This is a genomic window from Phyllobacterium zundukense (genome assembly GCF_025452195.1).
GTDB classification, from domain to species: domain Bacteria; phylum Pseudomonadota; class Alphaproteobacteria; order Rhizobiales; family Rhizobiaceae; genus Phyllobacterium; species Phyllobacterium zundukense_A.
On the sequence record NZ_CP104971.1, the window covers coordinates 13491 to 33088 of the forward strand.

11 protein-coding genes and 2 pseudogenes are annotated in these 19598 nt (G+C 52.3%); 7 read left to right on the forward strand and 6 right to left on the reverse strand.

Annotated features, from left to right (window positions below; all coding sequences use genetic code 11):
- Window positions 1-475 precede the first annotated feature (475 nt).
- The 3 genes and pseudogenes from N8E88_RS04565 to N8E88_RS31475 form a co-directional block, all read left to right on the forward strand.
- A complete protein-coding gene (locus N8E88_RS04565; protein ID WP_262291341.1) occupies window positions 476-1924 on the forward strand; it encodes an SNIPE associated domain-containing protein in 1449 nt (482 codons plus the stop codon).
- Between the two features lie 95 nt (window positions 1925-2019).
- A complete protein-coding gene (locus N8E88_RS04570) occupies window positions 2020-3240 on the forward strand; it encodes a hypothetical protein (RefSeq protein ID WP_262291342.1) in 1221 nt (406 codons plus the stop codon).
- A 53-nt stretch (window positions 3241-3293) separates the two neighbouring features.
- Window positions 3294-3464, forward strand: a pseudogene (locus N8E88_RS31475) (class I SAM-dependent methyltransferase); the annotation flags it as partial.
- 591 nt (window positions 3465-4055) lie between these two features.
- Here N8E88_RS31475 and N8E88_RS04575 read toward each other — a convergent pair.
- Window positions 4056-4533 (reverse strand): annotated as a pseudogene (locus N8E88_RS04575) (alpha/beta hydrolase); the annotation flags it as partial.
- A 173-nt stretch (window positions 4534-4706) separates the two neighbouring features.
- On the opposite strand from N8E88_RS04575, the gene N8E88_RS04580 reads away from it, so the two are divergent.
- The gene (locus N8E88_RS04580) at window positions 4707-4958 is read left to right on the forward strand and encodes a DUF1515 family protein (RefSeq protein WP_262291343.1); all 252 of its coding nucleotides are present in this window, start codon (window positions 4707-4709) and stop codon (window positions 4956-4958) included.
- Between the two features lie 312 nt (window positions 4959-5270).
- Window positions 5271-5438, forward strand: coding sequence for a Flp family type IVb pilin (locus tag N8E88_RS04585; protein WP_262291344.1), 168 nt, complete (start codon window positions 5271-5273; stop codon window positions 5436-5438).
- 595 nt (window positions 5439-6033) lie between these two features.
- Here the strand turns inward: N8E88_RS04585 and N8E88_RS04590 are convergent.
- Genes N8E88_RS04590 through N8E88_RS04600 form a run of 3 tightly spaced genes read right to left on the reverse strand, consistent with a single transcriptional unit; the run spans window position 6034 to window position 9301 of the window.
- A complete protein-coding gene (locus tag N8E88_RS04590) occupies window positions 6034-7344 on the reverse strand; it encodes an HlyD family type I secretion periplasmic adaptor subunit (protein ID WP_262291345.1) in 1311 nt (436 codons plus the stop codon).
- Entirely contained in the window at window positions 7341-9005 is a 1665-nt protein-coding gene (locus tag N8E88_RS04595; protein WP_262291346.1) for a type I secretion system permease/ATPase, read from the reverse strand. The genes N8E88_RS04590 and N8E88_RS04595 overlap by 4 nt, the downstream gene beginning before the upstream one ends.
- Window positions 9006-9061: 56 nt before the next feature.
- Complete coding sequence (locus N8E88_RS04600; protein ID WP_262291347.1) at window positions 9062-9301, reverse strand: hypothetical protein; 240 nt, start codon at window positions 9299-9301, stop codon at window positions 9062-9064.
- A gap of 522 nt (window positions 9302-9823) precedes the next feature.
- On the opposite strand from N8E88_RS04600, the gene N8E88_RS04605 reads away from it, so the two are divergent.
- Both N8E88_RS04605 and N8E88_RS04610 read left to right on the forward strand, forming a co-directional pair.
- Window positions 9824-10258 (forward strand): hypothetical protein, encoded by a 435-nt coding sequence (locus N8E88_RS04605; protein ID WP_262291348.1) that lies wholly within the window; start codon window positions 9824-9826, stop codon window positions 10256-10258.
- Window positions 10259-10305: 47 nt separating this feature from the next.
- A complete protein-coding gene (locus N8E88_RS04610; RefSeq protein WP_262291349.1) occupies window positions 10306-11082 on the forward strand; it encodes a hypothetical protein in 777 nt (258 codons plus the stop codon).
- Window positions 11083-11116: 34 nt separating this feature from the next.
- Here the strand turns inward: N8E88_RS04610 and N8E88_RS04615 are convergent, their stop codons facing one another.
- Entirely contained in the window at window positions 11117-12058 is a 942-nt protein-coding gene (locus N8E88_RS04615; RefSeq protein WP_262291350.1) for a GlcNAc-transferase family protein, read from the reverse strand.
- A gap of 354 nt (window positions 12059-12412) precedes the next feature.
- Entirely contained in the window at window positions 12413-18934 is a 6522-nt protein-coding gene (locus N8E88_RS04620; RefSeq protein ID WP_262291351.1) for a calcium-binding protein, read from the reverse strand.
- Window positions 18935-19598: the final 664 nt, after the last annotated feature.

Here is a 19598-nt window from a genome sequence, read left to right on the forward strand (position 1 = left end):
AGTGGCGGAAGTTCGATTGTACCCAGCTGCTTTGGAAAAAGAGTCACTAGCCCCCCTGACGTGTTCTTGGCGGTCCGCATTCCAAGTCACAATGTGCCCCACTCTGGATGCGGATCTGTCAAAGCCCATCACTGCAACAGAAGTTGCAGGTAAGCCAAGTTCACCAACGACCCTCAAGCGGGGCGCAGCAAATTTTTTATGATTTCGCGCATATATCCTGACAAATGATTGCCTAACAATTTAAAGTTGGCAATGGGCATTCGAGATCGCTGCATGTTTTTAGTATTCAAGGAGTTAGGATTAGCGCTCGCTTTCTTAAAACCTGTTGTTCAAATAAAGCCCCAATTGGATTTTCTGCGATCACCGACTAAATTTTGAACGACAACCATCAATATCAAGGTTGCTTGATATTTTATCGTAACTTTTTACTGGTTAGTTGAAGAAAATACAGGACACGGTCGGGGCGGACGCATTTATGGAAAAAAACTATATGCTGATAATAATAGCGCTGATATTGGCGCTATTATTTGTCGTCTGGTTTATTTACAAATATTTACGAGAACGAAAGCAGCATCGTGCGGTTGTCGTAGAATTAAACAATAAGTCGGAGCTTGCGGAAAAAGCGCTAACGATTGGTCGTCAACTGTTGCTAGAAAAGAAAGAGCTGACAGCGCGATTGAATGCTGTGGAAGCCCGTTTCCAGCCGGTCCTCGATCTAGACAAAGAGGTGGCTGGCTTACGTGCACAGATCAATGCCTACCAATCCAATATCGACGAACTCCGAGCATCTTATGCTGACAAGAAGATCATATACGACAGGCTGATCAAAGAGGTCGCGATCTTCGACGAGAAGATAGCATTTGCGGAGATGGGCGTATATGAGCCGCACTTTGAATTTACCGATAGCGACGAGTACAAAACAGCCATCCTTCTAACCAGAGACGCGCAGAAGCGGTTGGTGACAGATAAAACAGCCGTGATTTGCACGACCCAGTGGGTAGTGGAAGGTAGCGCGGCGAAGGGTCAAACAATGACCAATCGTAATATTCGCCTATCCCTTCGAGCATTTAACAATGAGTGCGATGCAGCCATCGCCAACATTCGTTGGAATAATGCAAATGCGATGGAAAAGCGGATCGTTAATGCTCAGGAGCAAATCGATAAACTAAACGCATCCAACAAAACCTACGTCTCAAATGAATATCTGAAGCTAAAGTCGAAAGAGTTGTATCTTACTCACGAACATCGAGAAAAAGTGAAAGGTGAGCGCGATGAGCGTGCGGAGGCGGCCCGGTTACTTCGGGATGAGCAGAAACTGATCCGAGATTTGGAAAAAGCCCAGGAGGAAGAAGAGCGGTATCAGCGTTTGCTGGCAAAGGCGCAGGCTGAAGCTGACAGCATCGTTGGTCCGCAACTCGACGTCTTCACTGACCAGATAGAAATCTTGGAGCGCGATCTAGCTGCTGCCCACGCACGTGTAGTGCGAGCACAGGCAATGGCCGAGAAGACCCGATCGGGCTATGTTTATATTATTTCAAATGTCGGCTCATTTGGAGACGATGTCGTCAAAATCGGGCTCACAAGGCGTTTGGATCCGGCTGACCGAGTACGGGAACTTGGTGACGCAAGCGTACCTTTTACTTTTGATACGCACGCAATCATCTACAGTGATGATGCTCCTGCACTCGAATATGCCCTGCACAATGAATTCGAAGCCGTTCGCGTTAATGTCCAGAACTACAGGAAGGAGTTTTTCAGAGCTTCTATCGAGGAAGTAGAAGCAGCGGTAAAGCGGCTGGCTCCAGATGCGCCGTTCTTCAAGGATGTCGAGGCTCAAGACTATCGGGAAACTCTTGCACGGAGGCACCAAGCTTTGATGGCAGCGGATGCAATTCAATCAACAATTCTACCCGACCATATTTAAGCCAATTTCGATTCTCTCGCGATTGTAGAGATCCAGGCTACAATCATAATCGCCTCAAATTTGTCTCTTATATCCAATGCTATGCAGGGGGGAGAATGGACCGCGAACTTTTCGTATTTGTGGATGAAACGACTTGGCCCCAAGCCCCTGGTTTGCCTGCCTTTCCGGCTTCATTTTGTGCCGGTGTTCAATCGTTCGACGTAAACATCCCAGCGCTCTTGCTCACAATCGGCTACCTTACAACTCCTTCGCATGCGTCCGGCGTGTCGCTTAGCGAGTTTTGGGCCTGGGTGCGTTATCTTCACGCCGTTGCTGACGGACCCGACCTCCGCTTGACGCCCGCGTTCTTCGAACTCGACGCGCACCAGAAAACGATTCTGAGCGATGATTTCGGGATGGGCGCACCGATCTACTGGCTAATGGATCGACTACAACTCGGCCCGATTGCCGACGGGCGATACTTTATCGATCGCGTCGCTGCCATGGTTGGCGCGACGGCCACGAAGCCGAAAAAGCGAGGACCTGGGAAATCACCTGATTTCGTCGCGCAGGACACGAGTGGTATCTGGCACATCATCGAGTGCAAAGGCACTCAGACAGGCAATGGCTATCGCGAGCAGCAATTGGGTGCGCTTGGCCCGCCGCCGACTGGTGCGATAGCGCAGAAGCGAACTATCACTTTCCCACCCGGCTATTCCGGACAACGCCTAGCCTGCGGTCTCCAAATTGGTGTGCAAGGCGGCGCGCATGGCAGCAGTCTAAAGATTATAGATCCGCCAGGAGAAGAAAAATTCGCGGTTGGCGAGGACGAAATGATTTACGCGGACGATGCCATAATCAGGGCCGCGAGTGCCAAGTCTTTGCGGCTTGCCGGCTTCGGAGCCAGTTCCGCAGCGATGTCCGCACCATCAGGTGCGACACCTCGGTCGCGTCCGACCTCAGGACGCTACGAGCGCATGCGCCGCGAAACTGTCGACGAGAAAAAGGCACGCGCCGAGGACGAACTGAAGAACAGGCGGGACAGGGCTGCATTTACTGCTGATAAGCGGCGTTACCTCGGTCGACAGATGGACTTTGATCTTCCAGCCCCGATTACGGTCGGAAAAAGCACCTTCCGATCCGTTCGGGTCCGCTATGGCGTTTCACTCGACTTCCTGGGAGAACTGTCGAAGCATCCATTGGTTGAAGACCCCATTCAGGAGATCGACAGTGATCTCGCGGTCGCGAAAGAACGCACTAGCACAGACGCCGGCGGAAAAGGTGCTCGGATGCACGTTGGCGAAGCCTTTGTTTCGGAAATCAATCTGCGTCCTTGAGGTCGGCCTAACATTTCGCCACGGCTTCATCGATTGCGTGCTGACGAACTTTTGTGTTCACACACGGCAATGCTGCAGCGCCGCGGCGCTACGTCGAGACGTGCTGGCGCGAGTCTGCCCTGCGGTCCGCACTCACAGACGCCGGCTAGATCGTCAGCGAGGTACGTCGGTGCGTCGGAAAGCCCCATGATCGGTGGCTGAGCGTTCGGGCGAGTCGGGCGTGACGCACACAGAACTTGCGGGAACGGACGGTTGTGGCGCGACTATGAACTCTAGGTGGTCACCGCAATGTCGGCTTCAGGGCGAAGGCAAAGATCCCCTCTATGGCCGACATTAAGGCGCGAAGCCGTCGTCGTCGTTTGGCCACGTTCACCTTGCCAGATCATATAACTATTCGGAACGAAAGGGGACAAGCAGTCCCTATATATTATTTCAAGGCGGCCATTAAATAAGCACGACGCAACAGGCTTTTAATCGGGGTTGTAGACATTCACGCTACAATCGAAAACGCACCAGATTCGCCTATTATCGGCATTTTGAAACGAACAGTTTCTTGCACCTTTCTTGATTGAACAAGCTTCCGCAAGATCGTAATTTTTTACTGCCTGCTGTTGTCTCCCACAGCTGAGAGGGTTGCCCCACCGTTTGAGTCCCAGGTGGCGGCGCGCGGCTTGCAGCCGCTTCCAACGAGCTTGTTGGCGATCGTTCCTTGAGCTTGGCCATTTGCATCCTGCGGAATGGACATGACCTGTTCGCTGCGTCGAGGGCATCCTTAATGCCGCGCTCGTTTCATGCTGACGTTCCGCTGGACGGGTCTAGGTGGCGTCCCGTTTCAGCGCCTCCAGAAAGCCAATGATGTCGCCGACCATGCGATCATCCCAAACATCATTGTGACCTGAGTTTTCGTAAATGAGCATCTGCTTGGGCTCGGGAGCGGTCCGATATAACGCCTCGCCCGAATATAGCGGGATGATGTCGTCATGCCGGCCGTGGATGAACAGCTTCGGTTGCCTCACCTTCGCTATTTTGAGATCCGAGCGGAAGGGGTCCTTGAGAAGAAGTGCATTCGCACCGTAGCGACAGCCAGTCGAACGCAGCAATGCCATCGGTCAGTAGCCCATGCTCGCTCGGCGCGCCGGTCGATCCCGGATAGCCGCGATAGGAGATCGCCAGCAGGCCAATACCTCGCGCGGCCAGCGCTTGCGCGAGGAAGCCGTAGTTAGCGACCCGGTCAGCGTTTCCGAGAAAGAACAGCACCGACGGCTTGCTGGATTCGCCCTGGCCATAGACGCCTTCCGCAATCCGGGCAGATACCGACAGGTTTCGCAGCGGCAGAAACGACCCAGTTTTCTTCATCTTGAAGGGTGATACCCAGAACTTTGCCCCTGGGCCGGGTGACCATTTCAATTGCGTTCGCATCCCCGCAGATAGCAATCGCGGCGCTAACACTTTGTTAACCACAGAAATTGAGGAAGAATCGGTGTTTATGCCATCATGCATCGCCGTCTGGACGAGGTCATTTTAGAGTTGGGGGCATCAAAATCGATATCGCCATGATCATCGAACAGGTAGCCGATAGCAAGATCGTAACCGATAAAGTCCGCAAATCGAAAGTGATGGAACTCGGTGAGCCCGGCGTTGTCGGGATCGGGGGAACAGCTCTTGGTGTTAGCCCGGCCAACTCTTTCGACTGGCTCACCCAGTTCATTCATAGGTGATCATCGCCCTGCCGGTCGGGGCTGCCGGGAAGGGGGCTAATCCGGGCCCGAGGAAAGGGTTCTCTTATGTGGGCCCTCGACTGATTATCTTGATGCCCCAAATTTGCCCCCGTCGTTTCTCCATAGGTGGGCTTTTTGTTCCCACTCGGAACAGTTTGAATAAGATTGAATGTTGCTTGGTAATCGTGAATTAATCAACGATTTCAGTTACTTTTCAGTAACCATTCCAGTTAAGAACCCTGCAACGTCTGGCGACCTATGTTCACGACGGTTCACAGAAACCGCAACAAAATCACAGGACAGGCGAAAATCATGACCAAGCTCTTCACACGTTTCCTTAAAGACGAATCCGGCGCGACTGCCATTGAATATGGCCTGATCGCTGCTCTGATCTCGGTTGGAATCATCGCTGGCGCTACTTCTCTTGGCACCAATGTCAATGCGACGTTCACCAAAATTTCCGATGAGATGAAGCCATAATAATATAGCGTCATCGATCCAAGGGGCGGTCACTGGATCGCCCTGCTGGATACCAAATATTATCTTCTCGACGATATTCGGTATCTAGTTTTCTGGTTCCGGTTGATCCTGTTGTTGTCTGGGACCCAATGTGCTGGATTATAGTGACCAATCCCGTTCGTAATCCTAATTACAGACCGCCTTAGTTGGCGGTCTTTTTTTCAAGCGGTGCGGCGCGGCAGTCCAAGCGAGTATCCTCCTTCGCTCGTGTGGTGCAGAAATGGTGATACATCGAAAAAACTCCTGTAGGTGGCTGTAGCCTACGCCCACGTTTTGAGTGCTCAGTTTAAGTTCGGGTGTAGTGCCGGGCCAATAACTGATGGAGATGGTTTCCATTCCTGCCTGTGGTTCGGCATACAATTTTGAGCCGCCTGGATAGATCCGACCATTCGACTTGGCAGCGGATGGAGCGGGAGTTGAAGACAATGGATACGGTTGCGCAGGTTCGTCGAGCCTCCATGTGCAGGGCTGGTCGATGTGGCGGTGGAAGCCTATGTACCACTGTTTTATGCACGGAGAGAGGCTTACTCCAATCGGACATGGATGAGTACAACGTTCATTCCTCGCGCAGGGCTCGCGCTAACTGGTCAAACAAAGGTTTGGCCAGAAATGATAGCGCTGTACGGTCGCCGGTTTGAATGAACGTTTCCACTGGCATGCCTGGCACGAGCACAAGATTCTCCAACCGGTCCAGTTCGTCTTGTGGAATTTCAATCCGGGCGAAATACCAACTTTCACCCGTTTGGGCATTATGGAGCAAGTCTGCGGCAACCGTTTTAACATAGCCGGCAATTTCCGGAGTTGTGCGCTGATTGAATGCGGAAAAGCGTAGCTCTGCACGCTGGCCGACATGGACCTGGTCGATATCAGCGGGCTTCAATCGTGCCTCGACAATCAGGGAATCCCGGTCTGGAACAATCTGCAGAACGGTTTCTCCCGGTGCTACCACGCCGCCGATGGTGTGAAGCGCGAGTTCGTGCACAAGTCCGTCTTGGGGTGCGCGAATGTCAATGCGTTTGAGTTGATCGGACGCGGCAATGCGCTGTTCGGATAATTCGGCAAGCTTGCTGTCCGTATCACGAAGTTCGGTCAAGACTTCGGCCCGGCGGTCCTGGTCGAGCTGCAGTATCTGCAGTTCCGTCTCGGTGATCCGATTGGCTGCCCGTGCTATCTCAGCGACAAATTGCCCTCGCTCGCCGGCGAGCTGCGCCTTCATGCGTTGCAGTTCGGCCATCCGAGGATAGGGGATCAGTCCCTTTTGATAGAGGCTGGATACGCCTTCCAGTTCGCGTTCAATGAGGGCGACTTCATCATTCTTTCCCTCACGGCGGGCAACGAGCCCTTCATTCTCTTGGCCGATTTGGCTGATCCGCTGACGGAGTTGCTCCTTTTGCCCATCAATCGTTCGCTTGCGAGCAGTGAACAAGGCCATCTCTGCACGGAGATATTCCTCGAATTCCGATTGATTGAGTCCCCCGCTGGTATTTTCGGAGACTGAGAGCTGTAATGACTCCTCGCGCTCGGCAACAAGACGCAACCGCCTAGCTGTGAATTGATCAATCTGCTTGGTAACCATCGCCAGATTCGCGCGTGTCAGGGTGTCGTCAAGACGAACCAGAAGATCGCCGGCTTTGACCCTAGCGCCGTCGCGCACGAGGATTTCACCGACGATACCGCCTTCGCGGTGCTGCACCTTCTTGACGTTGCCGTCGACCATCACGGTGCCCGTTCCCATTACAGCACCCGACAGCTGAGCTATTGCTGCCCAGCCTCCTGCTCCAAAAACAAGGATAGCTGATGTGCACAAACCGACGATCATGTGCACTCGAATCGAAGCCGCTGCCGGGTTTTTTTTGTCGTTGCTCATGCGCTCTCCGGAACAGCCCGCACAGTTGTCTTGCGCAAGACTTCGTCGCGGGGTCCAAAGGCGGCAACGCGACCCTCTGCCAAGACCAGAACATGATCGACGGCTGCCAAAGCATTCGGACGATGTGCGATGACGATCACAATGGAGCCTGACTGACGTGCGTTCACGATGGCATTGGTGAGCGCTGCCTCTCCTTCAGCATCCAGGCTGGCGTTTGGTTCATCGAGAACGATGAGAAATGGCTTGCCGAACAGAGCGCGAGCAAGACCGATCCGCTGCCTCTGTCCTGCTGATAAGACAGCGCCCCCAACGCCGATACGGGTATTATAACCGTCTTGAAGCGACAGCACCATGTCGTGGACGCCAGCCTGCGTTGCCGCTTCTATGATATCCGACGATTTGGCTGGCCCACAAAAACGGCTGATATTCTCGGCAATTGTTCCATCGAACAGCTCAACGCCTTGTGGCAGATATCCTATTGCAGGACCAAGGACTTCCGGATTCCATTGCTCTATTTCTGCGCCATCCAGGCGAATTGTGCCCCGCACCGGCTGCCAGACCCCGACAAGTGCCCTAGCGAGGGTGGATTTTCCCGAACCACTCGGGCCAATTATGCCCAACCCGTGCCGCGATTGTAGCGCGAATGAAACATCGCGAATGATGGCGCTGATTGAACCAGGGGCCACTACAGTAAGCCCGGCCACATCCAGTGATTGTTTTGGTGCAGGCAGCGACATCGGTTGCTTGTCGAAGGCGACTTTTTCAAGCAATTCGTGGAGACGTCGTCGGCTCTGCCGTGCGCCCAGGAAACTCCGCCATTGGCTTATTGCTTGTTCAATTGGTGAGAGAGCTTTGGAAGTTAAAATGGACGATGCGATCATCGCGCCCGGAGAGACGAGCTGATAGATTGATAGCCAAGCCGCTAGTGCGAGTATAGCCGATTGCAAAGCCAGGCGGAATACTTTTGAAGCCGCCGTAAATCCCCCAGTCTTGTCGCTCGTTTGTCGCTGCTCGGCAAGATAGATATCGTTTGTTTCACGCCAACGCGCCGCAAAGGCTCCGCGCATTCCCATCGCGTGGAGCGCTTCCGCATTACGACGCCCCGCTTCAACAAACTCTGCACGCAATGAACCCAGTTGGGTGATCCTGCTCAGCGGACCGCGTAATGTGACATCACTGACGATAGTCAAAACGATCAGAGTGACCGCCCCCGCAACGGTAAGCCATCCCAGATATGGATGAAACAGGAAGAGGACGGCAAGATAGATAGGAAGCCAGGGCATGTCGCAGATAGCAATCGGTCCTGGACCGCTCATGAACTGACGCAGTTGGTCAAGATCGCGCAACGGCTGTGCGACGACCTCCTTCTTGCTAGTGCGGAGTGGCAGCGTGAGAACAGCGTCGAATGTCTGGCCTCCAAGTTCTTCCTCGATTTGTTGTCCGATCCGGGCAAGGATGCGTGACCGGATAATTTCCAGGAGGCCAATAAACGCGTAGAGCCCGATCGCTAGTATTGAAAGGGCAACGAGTGTGGGCACGCTGCGACTGGCCAACACACGGTCGTAGACCTGCATCATGAACAGCGGTCCAGTCAGCATCAGGATATTGGTAGTGCCGCTCAACAGGGCAACCCCAACAAATGCTGCTTTTGTTTTACCCATTGCAGCGGCGACCAAGGGTCGCCGCGATGTAGACACCGACACCGTCACATCAGTCCTTACCCAATAAATCTGAAGTCGTCAGCGTGAAGACCCGACAGAACAACATTTTTCAGTGTGATATTGTTATCTGCGTCATGGGCGACGAGAGCATCCGATCCCGCCTGACTTGCCGAGGCTATTGATATGTCATAATATTGACCTTGATACTTGACAGTACAAGTTCCAACATTTTTGCCATCCGGTGAAACATACCAATTTATCCAACCTGTTGTGAACTCGTCGTCAGTACCAGCCACGGCGTTCTCCCTGTAATTATCTAGTTAATTTCGAGATTGTAGGCTCGTTCCATGGCTCGACTCTTTTCAAATCGAGGTCTGCACCTTTTTAACAGTTCGTCAGACACAACAAGCATCTTGCTCCAAAATAAGGGCAAGTGATCAGCAACTACTATAATTGTTGGAAATTTCACTTAAACTTTGATGTTCGGACATGCGCCAACGACAGGTTGATCATACTCCTCACATCATTAAGCGCGATAATTACGATCGATTACAAAACTGTCAAGGTCTAGACGGCTCGATATCTAGTTCTTTTTTTGTTTATCTGATCTGCCCGAGATTAAGAGTTCTTCCTTAAGTTCAATCTACTCCACCGCGGGCCCAAGAAGGAGCTCCAATATGCGACATCTGAATAATGCGAATGGAGGTCGAGGACCGCTTTTTGATCAACGGTAAAGCTTTGGAAACTCTGTATCACGAATTATATTGTATTCTTTGATAAGTAGATAAATCGCGTTGGAGCCATGAGGGAGAAGCGAATTGAAACAGCAAGGAAACGCAATCCGGGCGGCCGAAACCTATCATAAGAGCGGCGTTGCTTCGAATTATTATCTCATTCTCGTCGGAATGTTTGTATTCCCCTTGATCCTCATTGGGCTTGTTGTTTCAAGAGGACGAAAAGCAAGCTCGTCGGATTGGGCAAGGTCTCACTACGAACTTCAATATCGAAGCGCGGCGGCCGTGGTGTCGGGGGTTGTCGCAATTCTTCTTTTCGCGATTACAATTTTCATTCAGAATTCGGTAGGACTGGGCCAACCAGCAAATTTGAAGATGTGGTTCAGTTTTTTGTCGAATCTCTATTGCCTTCTATTTGCTTGGGCGGTTATTCGGGGTGTTCGCGGCCTTTTTTTAGCAAAAAGCGAACGAACAATTACAAACCCCAAGACTTACTGGGTGTGGCCTTTGGCAATCTGACAAAGACGCGTGAAAATTAGATACCCAACAGTGACAAGGCTATCTTGATGAAGAACTCGACCTATATCTTGGGTGCCGCTTTGTGCGCAGTTACAGTTTCGCTGGCAATGGCAGATTCCGGTGCGCATCCCTCGCCCAAGTTCGGTGGAACTTCGGCAAATACAAACCTCCTTTTGACGGCCCAGGCCTACTTGAACACACTGCCTGTGGAGCAAAAATTGTATGTATTTCCGTCCAACACACGTTTGTATGAAGCGTCCGAAAACCCAAGTCTCATCGGAGAGTCGCTAAGTCGATATAACAAAATATATTCAGAGATGTATGATTTTGAAAATCCAATTCGCTTCCCGCAAATTACAATAATCCTTAATGGCACATTCCTTGCTATGAATAGTGAACAGCGTTCTTCCTATCTGAGTAAGCTGAGCGAGCAAAAACGTTACAAAGAAATAATTCGTAATTTGCGATCGAATGCCAATGGTTGTATTGCCCAAAAATTTCAAAGCAGAAATATGTGGGCGTCGAACGGTTTTATAGTGATGGATACGAAAAGGATTAATAAATCCGATTCGGGTGCGATCGATCGGTGTCTACATGCAGGTCTCGATTATATTAACGGCTTTCCAATTAAGTCTGAGCCCTTCGATTATGAGACCCTGCCGGAAGCCGCTGTAAGAATCCCAATTATGAAAGCAATACATGAGTGCGCCTATTTGGGACTGAGCGACGCTTTTGATAACAACATTGAGCGATCGCGTGGTAATGTCACCGCTAGGCCTTCGTTGCTATGCGTGAAAGACAATATCTCGAGTAATATAAAGTAATCTACCATGCAATGATACAATTCATATCATCTTATCAATGATCAACTTCACTTTTGATTGCTGCCTCAACGTTCAACCGAAGTTGTCCCAATTCCAAATACTGCCCTATGGTTCGCTTTTTCCCTAGGCCATAGGAACCATCGATGCCGTTGGTTAGGAGCGAAGTAAGACGCTTCTTGGCGCGATCTTGAAGATGTGTCCATTTAACCACACGCTTGCTATCGAAGTCTTTGTCCCAGTGGAGCGGTGCCTCGTTGGGCTTCCGACTTTTATAGTAATGGTATAGAGGCACTCGATTGGGATGCCAAATGTCCCAGCCATTGGTAAATGCACGAATCGACAAATTTTGTTCCTCCCCATGGAAATACATGAATGGGTCATAGGGGACTGCCTCTATGAAATTTCCTCGTGCGAACAGAAATGCGGCAGCTACTTGAAAGCCCACGATATCGTTCATTGTCTGTGTATCAACAGTTGAAAAATGCAGTACAGGATCGTTTAGATTGATCATCGAGCTATCAGGTACGAGCCGCAATGTCGTCGGCGTAAACCGTTTCTTTATAACAGTATTGTTTGCGCCGATTTCAAAACCAAAGGGCCGTGTAGACAGAACTACGTCGCGATTGCCACTCAGATCAGAAATCGTCTCAAGAGCATCGACGAGGGTGATATCCCAGTTTCTGTCGAAGCATGTGTGAGAATCGATTTGCAAGAAATAATCTTCATTATCGAATAGCGTCATTGCTAATGCTCTGGCCCAACAAGCACCGCGCGAATGCCGCGGATCAATTTGGAGATATGCTATATTAGTGCTGTGATCTGTCAGATTTTGCTCGTTCGATTGGCGTGTTTGATCAACGACGCCAAATGAGATGCGCTTCGGATTCCGTGCTCGAGCAATTGCGTCACGTACGGTAAACTCCAACATGGGATCGCAGTAACTCGCAATACTAACGAATATTCGGCTCTCTAGCATGGTTCTGTCTCAATTGGATTTGAAATTTGCGATGCTGTGGATACTCTATTCTTGAAACCATGGCTCGCATGGATTTCTTGTCGCCTTCATTGCTCTTCCGACAAGTGACCTCTCCAGCGACAGCCCGAAGCACAACTTGCTCATTAGTTTATGATGGCCGATCGATCCCGAAAATGTGCAGTGAACCTGCCTTGTTGCGGTTCGTCTACGCTTTGCGAGATGCGGTATTCTCGGTAACCCAATCCTGAGTGGGTCGCAGATTATTCGCGAAGCATTGCGGAAGGTGTACCCATTGCAGCGGCGACCAAGGGTCGCCGCGATGTAGAAACCGACACCGTCACATCAGTCCTTACCTTACCCAATAAATCTGAAGTCGTCAGCGTGAAGACCAGACAGAACAACATTTTTCAGTGTGATATTGTTATCTGCATCATGAGCGATGAGAACATCCGATTCCGCCTGACTTGCCGCGGCTAGCACCGCGGCAAAATCGGCAAACACATCGTGCGTGAACTCGATGGTATCATCGGTTGCCGCACCCACCTTGAAATCGGTGATAGTATCGTGACCAAAGTTCGGCTTGAAAACGAATGCATCGTTTCCGGCGCCGCCGGTGAGCTTATCATCTCCAGCATCGCCGAGAAGCGTATCGGCACCACTTGTTCCAGCAATTGTATCGTTGCCGGCGGTTCCCCGAAGCCAAGCGGCCGACTGGATTTGGTTTCGATCCCAGGTTGTTCCGTCGGCAAACTTAATCTCCTCGATACCATAGCTGGTCGAAGCGAAATGATCCTGTATTTTGAGCGTGTCACCCGTAGAATTGATGCGGATCGATAGATGATCGCCGCTTCGTCCGAAAGCTAAATCCGCGACATTTAATCCGAGCAGTTGCACGATGTCGGTGTCAGCGCTGCCTGAATTCTCAATGATTGTGTCGTTGTTGTATCCGACGCCATAGCGGTAGATATCGGAGCCGCTACCACCTTTCATGATATCGCTGCCAAGACCGGAGTCTATGACATCATCGACATTCGTACCAACAATGGTTTCGTCGCCAAACGTACCGTAGTGAGTGACAACACTGCCGACGTTGGCGATGGCATTGGCGAGAACCATCTGGTGGGTCCACACGGTCCCATCATCGAATTCGATCGTCGAAATCCTTCCACCTGATATGAACTGATTCCGAATGGTAAGCCGGCCGTCGTCACCGCTCTCCCCAATGAGAAGTATGACATTGTCACCATTCCTGACCATGGTAACTTCGGACGGATTGATCCCGTGCAGCAGCAGTCTGTTCAGGTCCGATGACGAACCTTGGTCATCGATGACTTCTTTTCCATCCCCGCGATCATAAATATAGATGTCACTGCCTGCCTTGCCGGTTAAGACGTCATCACCTGCTCCACCACGAATTAGATCAGGCGTGCTGAAGCCAACGATTGTATCGTCAGCGCTAGTAGCTGCATCAGACAAAACTCGCACCTTAAGATCGGACCGGGTCCAGACGGTGCCATCGGCAAAGACCATCTTGTCGACACCGGTGTCGTCATTAAGCGTTTCCTTCAGCAGGATTGACCCGGCATCGCCGGCTCCTGGCACACTCTCGGCGATGATGAGTCTCACGTCATTGCCATTGCGCACTAGATTGACATTGGCCGGGTTGATGCCGTTGAGGATCAACTGGTCGGCAGTGCCATTGTTCCAGGGCTCGATGATGGTGTCGTTGCCATCGCCACGTGTGTAGACATAGGTGTCGTTCCCCGAACCTCCATTGAGGACATCATCGCCTTTGCCGCCGGTGAGGGTGTCGGCGGTGTTGAATCCGGTGATGGTGTCGTTGCCTTCGGTCGAAGCCAGCAGCATCACCTTAAGATCAGACCGGGTCCAGATCGTGCCATCGGCAAAGATTACCTTCTCCACACCAGTGTCGTAATAATCGTCAAGATTTGCCTTGAGCAGGATCGATCCGGCATCACCGGCGCCTGGGGCACTTTCGGCAATCACAATTGTGACATCGCTGCCGTTGCGCATCAGGCTGACATTGGCCGGATTGATGCCGTTGAGGACCAACTGGTCGGCGCCACTGGGGGGTTGTTGTTCGGTGATGGTGTCGTTGCCGTCGCCGCGCGTGTAGACATAGGTGTCGTTCCCCGAACCTCCATTGAGGACGTCATCGCCTTTGCCGCCGGTGATGGTGTCGGCGTTGGTGAATCCGAAGATGGTGTCGTTGCCGTCGGTCGAAGCCTGGGTCAGCAGCATCACCCTCAGGTCGGCGCGGGTCCAGATCGTGCCATCGGCAAAGACAATCTTGTCGACCCCGGTGTCGTAATACTCGTCGAGATTTGCCTTGAGCAGGATCGATCCGGCATCACCGGCGCCTGGGGCACTTTCGGCAATCACAATTGTGACATCGTTGCCATTGCGCACCAGACTGACATTGGCCGGGTTGATGCCGTTGAGGATCAACTGGTCGGCAGTTCCATTCGAGGTTTGTTCGGTGATGGTATCGGTGCCGTCGCCGCGCGTGTAGACATAGGTGTCGTTCCCCGAACTTCCATTGAGGACGTCATCGCCTTTGCCACCGGTGAGGGTGTCGGCAATGTTGAAGCCGTTGATGGTGTCGTTACCACCGGTCGAAGCCTGGGCCAGCAGCATCACCCTCAGGTCGGCGCGGGTCCAGATCGTGCCATCGGCAAAGACGATCTTGTCGATCCCGGTTCCGACATAATCATCAAGCGTTTCCCTGAGCAGGATTGACCCGGCGTCGCCAGTTTCTGGCGAACTCTCGGCAATGATGAGTTTCACGTCATTGCCATTGCGCATCAGGCTGACATTGGCCGGGTTGATGCCGTTGAGGATCAACTGGTCGGCGGTACCATTGTTGAAGGATTCGATGATGGTGTCGTTGCCGTCGCCGCGCGTGTAGACATAGGTGTCGTTCCCCGAACCTCCATCGAGGACATCATCGCCTTTGCCGCTGCTGATGGTGTCGGCGGTGTTGAAGCCGTTGATGGTGTCGTTGCCGTCGGTCGAAGCCTGGGCCAGCAGCATCACCCTCAGATCGGCGCGGGTCCAGACGGTGCCGTCGGCAAAGACCACCTTGTCGACACCGATACCGAAATCGTCAATAAGCGTTTCCTTCAGCAGGATCGATCCGGCGTCGCCGGCACCCGGGGCACTTTCGGCAATGATGAGTTTCACGTCATTGCCATTGCGCACCAGGCTGACATTGGCCGGGTTGATGCCGTTGAGGATCAGCTGGTCGGCAGTGCCATTGTTCCAAGGCTCGATGATGGTGTCGTTGCCATCGCCACGTGCGTAGACATAGGTGTCGTTCCCCGAACCTCCATTGAGGACGTCATCGCCTTTAGCACCGCTGATGATGTCGGCGCTCGGTGTTCCGGTGATGGAATCGTTTCCAGGTGTGCCGGCGAGTGAGATAAGCATGATTCTCAGATCGGCGCGGGTCCAGATGGTGCCATCGGCAAAGACCACCTTGTCGACACCGGTGTCGTCATTAAGCGTTTCCTTCAGCAGGATTGACCCGGCATCGCCGGCTCCTGGCACACTCTCGGCGATGATGAGTCTCACGTCATTGCCATTGCGCACCAGGCTGACATTGGCCGGGTTGATGCCGTTGAGGATCAACTGGTCGGCAGTGCCATTGTTCCAGGGCTCGATGATGGTGTCGTTGCCATCGCCACGTGTGTAGACATAGGTGTCGTTCCCCGAACCTCCATTGAGGACATCATCGCCTTTGCCGCCGGTGAGGGTGTCGGCGGTGTTGAATCCGGTGATGGTATCGTTGCCATCGGTCGAAGCCTGGGCCAGCAGCATTACCCTGAGGTCGGACCGGGTCCAGACGGTGCCATCGGCAAAGACCACCTTGTCGACACCGGTGTCGTCATTAAGCGTTTCCTTCAGCAGGATTGACCCGGCATCGCCGGCTCCTGGCACACTCTCGGCGATGATGAGTCTCACGTCATTGCCATTGCGCACTAGATTGACATTGGCCGGGTTGATGCCGTTGAGGATCAACTGGTCGGCAGTGCCATTGTTCCAGGGCTCGATGATGGTGTCGTTGCCATCGCCACGTGTGTAGACATAGGTGTCGTTCCCCGAACCTCCATTGAGGACATCATCGCCTTTGCCGCCGGTGAGGGTGTCGGCGGTGTTGAATCCGGTGATGGTGTCGTTGCCTTCGGTCGAAGCCAGCAGCATCACCTTAAGATCAGACCGGGTCCAGATCGTGCCATCGGCAAAGATTACCTTCTCCACACCAGTGTCGTAATAATCGTCAAGATTTGCCTTGAGCAGGATCGATCCGGCATCACCGGCGCCTGGGGCACTTTCGGCAATCACAATTGTGACATCGCTGCCGTTGCGCATCAGGCTGACATTGGCCGGATTGATGCCGTTGAGGACCAACTGGTCGGCGCCACTGGGGGGTTGTTGTTCGGTGATGGTGTCGTTGCCGTCGCCGCGCGTGTAGACATAGGTGTCGTTCCCCGAACCTCCATTGAGGACGTCATCGCCTTTGCCGCCGGTGATGGTGTCGGCGTTGGTGAATCCGAAGATGGTGTCGTTGCCGTCGGTCGAAGCCTGGGTCAGCAGCATCACCCTCAGGTCGGCGCGGGTCCAGATCGTGCCATCGGCAAAGACAATCTTGTCGACCCCGGTGTCGTAATACTCGTCGAGATTTGCCTTGAGCAGGATCGATCCGGCATCACCGGCGCCCGGGTCACTTTCGGCAATCACAATTGTGACATCGTTGCCATTGCGCACCAGGCTGACATTGGCCGGGTTGATGCCGTTGAGGATCAACTGGTCGGCAGTTCCATTCGAGGTTTGTTCGGTGATGGTGTCGGTGCCGTCGCCGCGCGTGTAGACATAGACGTCATCACCGGCGCCGCCTGCCAATATGTCTTCGCCTTGGTTGCCAATAAATATTTCACCGTTAGATGTACCGACAATCGTATTCGCGCCATTAGTTCCGGCATGGGTAATTTTACCGTCGATATTTGCACCAACAAATTCAGCAATAAAATGGTCATTTCCATTCAGTGCCAAAATCTCGTTCATCACAAACGATCTGAACGCGGCCCGATCTGAATTGAAGTATTCGTATTCGAGCCCCATCAATCCGACGACAGCTTTGGCAAAATAGTCCAACTTCGCATACGGGTCTGACGGTGAAAGAGTAATCACCCATTCGACGACTCTCCCGACGCTAGCTAAATAGTGATCATTATCTCCATCGTACGAAAGCATAATCAAAGGTGCGAACGGGGTGGCCATGACCGCGTGTGGATCGACTCCCAAATGCAACGCAGATGTGGATGCTTGAGTGAGAAACCGAGTTAGCAAAACATTAACAATGCTATCGAAAGTTTCAGTTATACTCGCACCGAAACGAGTACCGATCTCTGATCCTGCTCGATCCGCGAGCGAAGAACCAAAGAATGTTTCAAGAAACGCTACTTCGCGACCATCAACGTTGGGCCCACGGTCAGTAGCAATGACATTGGTCACTCCAGACCATGCAAACAAAAGTGCTTCGAAGCGGGAGCGTATTTCTTCAAGCGGAAGAGAACTAATATCGATGACATACGCTTGCACTAAAGACCGAAGATCATCATCCAACGACATTGCATATATCAAATCTGGCAAAAGGCCGTAGCCTTTTAGACTTGGTAGATTTTTGGCTGCATCCGAGACTTCGAAGCCTGTTGGCATCTCCCATCGTGAAATTGTTCGATTGGTTCCGAACAGAACTGCTTCGGCGCGGCCCAAGCTTCCATCAGACCGAGTAAAGGTTCCCTCGAATGCAACGGAATTCCCACCCTCCGTATGGTTGCCCGGATTTGCGGTAACGTTGATGGATGTGATGCCATACTCAGCAAGGGAAAACATTTCTCCGTCATTGAATTCGCCGTCCCCATTAAGGTCACGCCAAAGCTTTAACTTATCGAAATCAGCGTCGTTTGAATCGACCTTGCCGTCCCCATTGGAATCAAAGGCACGCAAAGCTGTGAAGCCGTCTTCATCAACACTTCCAAACAGCTCCGAAATGCCATCAACAGCACCATTGCCGTTGTCATCGTGAATGACGAAGGCGTCATCCGGATTCAACCAGCCAGTTTTCTCACGAAATCCATCGTTTTCGTAGTCAAAATGGGCGTTTGAATTTGCCAGCGAGATAAGTTCAACACCGTCGCCGTCGAGATCCAGTACAAGCGGGTCTTTAGGCGGCGTAGGTGGCTGTGGTGGCCACGGTCCGGTTGGTGGCGGTGTTGGTTCAGGTCCGGTTGGTGGCGGTGTTGGTTCAGGTCCGGTTGGTGGCGGTGTTGGTTCAGGTCCGGTTGGTGGCGGTGTTGGTTCAGGTCCGGTCGGTGGTGGCGTTGGTTCAGGTCCCGTCGGTGGTGGTGTTGGTTCAGGCGTCGGGTTTGCGGTCGGGCTGGGCGTGTACTGAGGTGTTGGCTCAGGCGTCGGGTTTGCGGTGGGGCTGGGCGTGTACTGAGGTGTTGGCTCAGGCGTCGGGTTTGCGGTCGGGCTGGGCGTGTACTGAGGTGTTGGCTCAGGCGTCGGGTTTGCGGTGGGGCTGGGCGTGTACTGAGGTGTTGGCTCAGGCGTCGGGTTTGCGGTCGGGCTGGGCGTGTACTGAGGCGTTGGTTCAGGCGTCGGGTTCGCGGTCGGACTGGGCGTATATGGAGGTGGCGTTGGTTCAGTTTCAGGAGGATCGATGGGTACAACGACGGTATTCGTGACGGATACGGCGATACCAAGTCCGATTTCGGCCGAACCTGTTGCCGGACCACCATTTGCTCCGAACGCAATGCCAACACCGAGACCCAATGCGGCGGTAAAGTTCAAGCTCACTCCGGACATTTGTTCCGGGGAGCCTTTGAACTTTAGATATGACGCAATCGATATTGCCGGCGATCCCACACCGTATATTGATATGTCATAATATTGACCTTGATACTTGACAGTACCAGTTCCAACATTTTTGCCATCCGGTGAAACATACCAATTTATCCAACCTGTTGTGAACTCGTCGTCAGTACCAGCCACGGCGTTCTCCCTGTAATTATCTAGTTAATTTCGAGATTGTAGGCTCGTTCCATGGCTCGACTCTTTTCAAATCGAGATCTGCACCTTTTTAACAGTTCGTCAGACACAACAAGCATCTTGCTCCAAAATAAGGGCAAGTGATCAGCAACTACTATAATTGTTGGAAATTTCACTTAAACTTTGATGTTCGGACATGCGCCAACGACAGGTTGATCATACTCCTCACATCATTAAGCGCGATAATTACGATCGATTACAAAACTGTCAAGGTCTAGACGGCTCGATATCTAGTTCTTTTTTTGTTTATCTGATCTGCCCGAGATTAAGAGTTCTTCCTTAAGTTCAATCTACTCCACCGCGGGCCCAAGAAGGAGCTCCAATATGCGACATCTGAATAATGCGAATGGAGGTCGAGGACCGTTTTTTGATCAACGGTAAAGCTTTGGAAACTCTGTATCACGAA

Coding starts and splice junctions, on each gene's coding strand:
- N8E88_RS04590 (WP_262291345.1), bottom strand. CDS start 7,344: ATGAGCAACGACAAAAAAAACCCGGCAGCGGCTTCGATTCGAGTGCAC.
- N8E88_RS04615 (WP_262291350.1), bottom strand. CDS start 12,058: ATGCTAGAGAGCCGAATATTCGTTAGTATTGCGAGTTACTGCGATCCC.
- N8E88_RS04565 (WP_262291341.1), top strand. CDS start 476: ATGGAAAAAAACTATATGCTGATAATAATAGCGCTGATATTGGCGCTA.
- N8E88_RS04595 (WP_262291346.1), bottom strand. CDS start 9,005: ATGGGTAAAACAAAAGCAGCATTTGTTGGGGTTGCCCTGTTGAGCGGC.
- N8E88_RS04585 (WP_262291344.1), top strand. CDS start 5,271: ATGACCAAGCTCTTCACACGTTTCCTTAAAGACGAATCCGGCGCGACT.
- N8E88_RS04570 (WP_262291342.1), top strand. CDS start 2,020: ATGGACCGCGAACTTTTCGTATTTGTGGATGAAACGACTTGGCCCCAA.
- N8E88_RS04610 (WP_262291349.1), top strand. CDS start 10,306: ATGAAGAACTCGACCTATATCTTGGGTGCCGCTTTGTGCGCAGTTACA.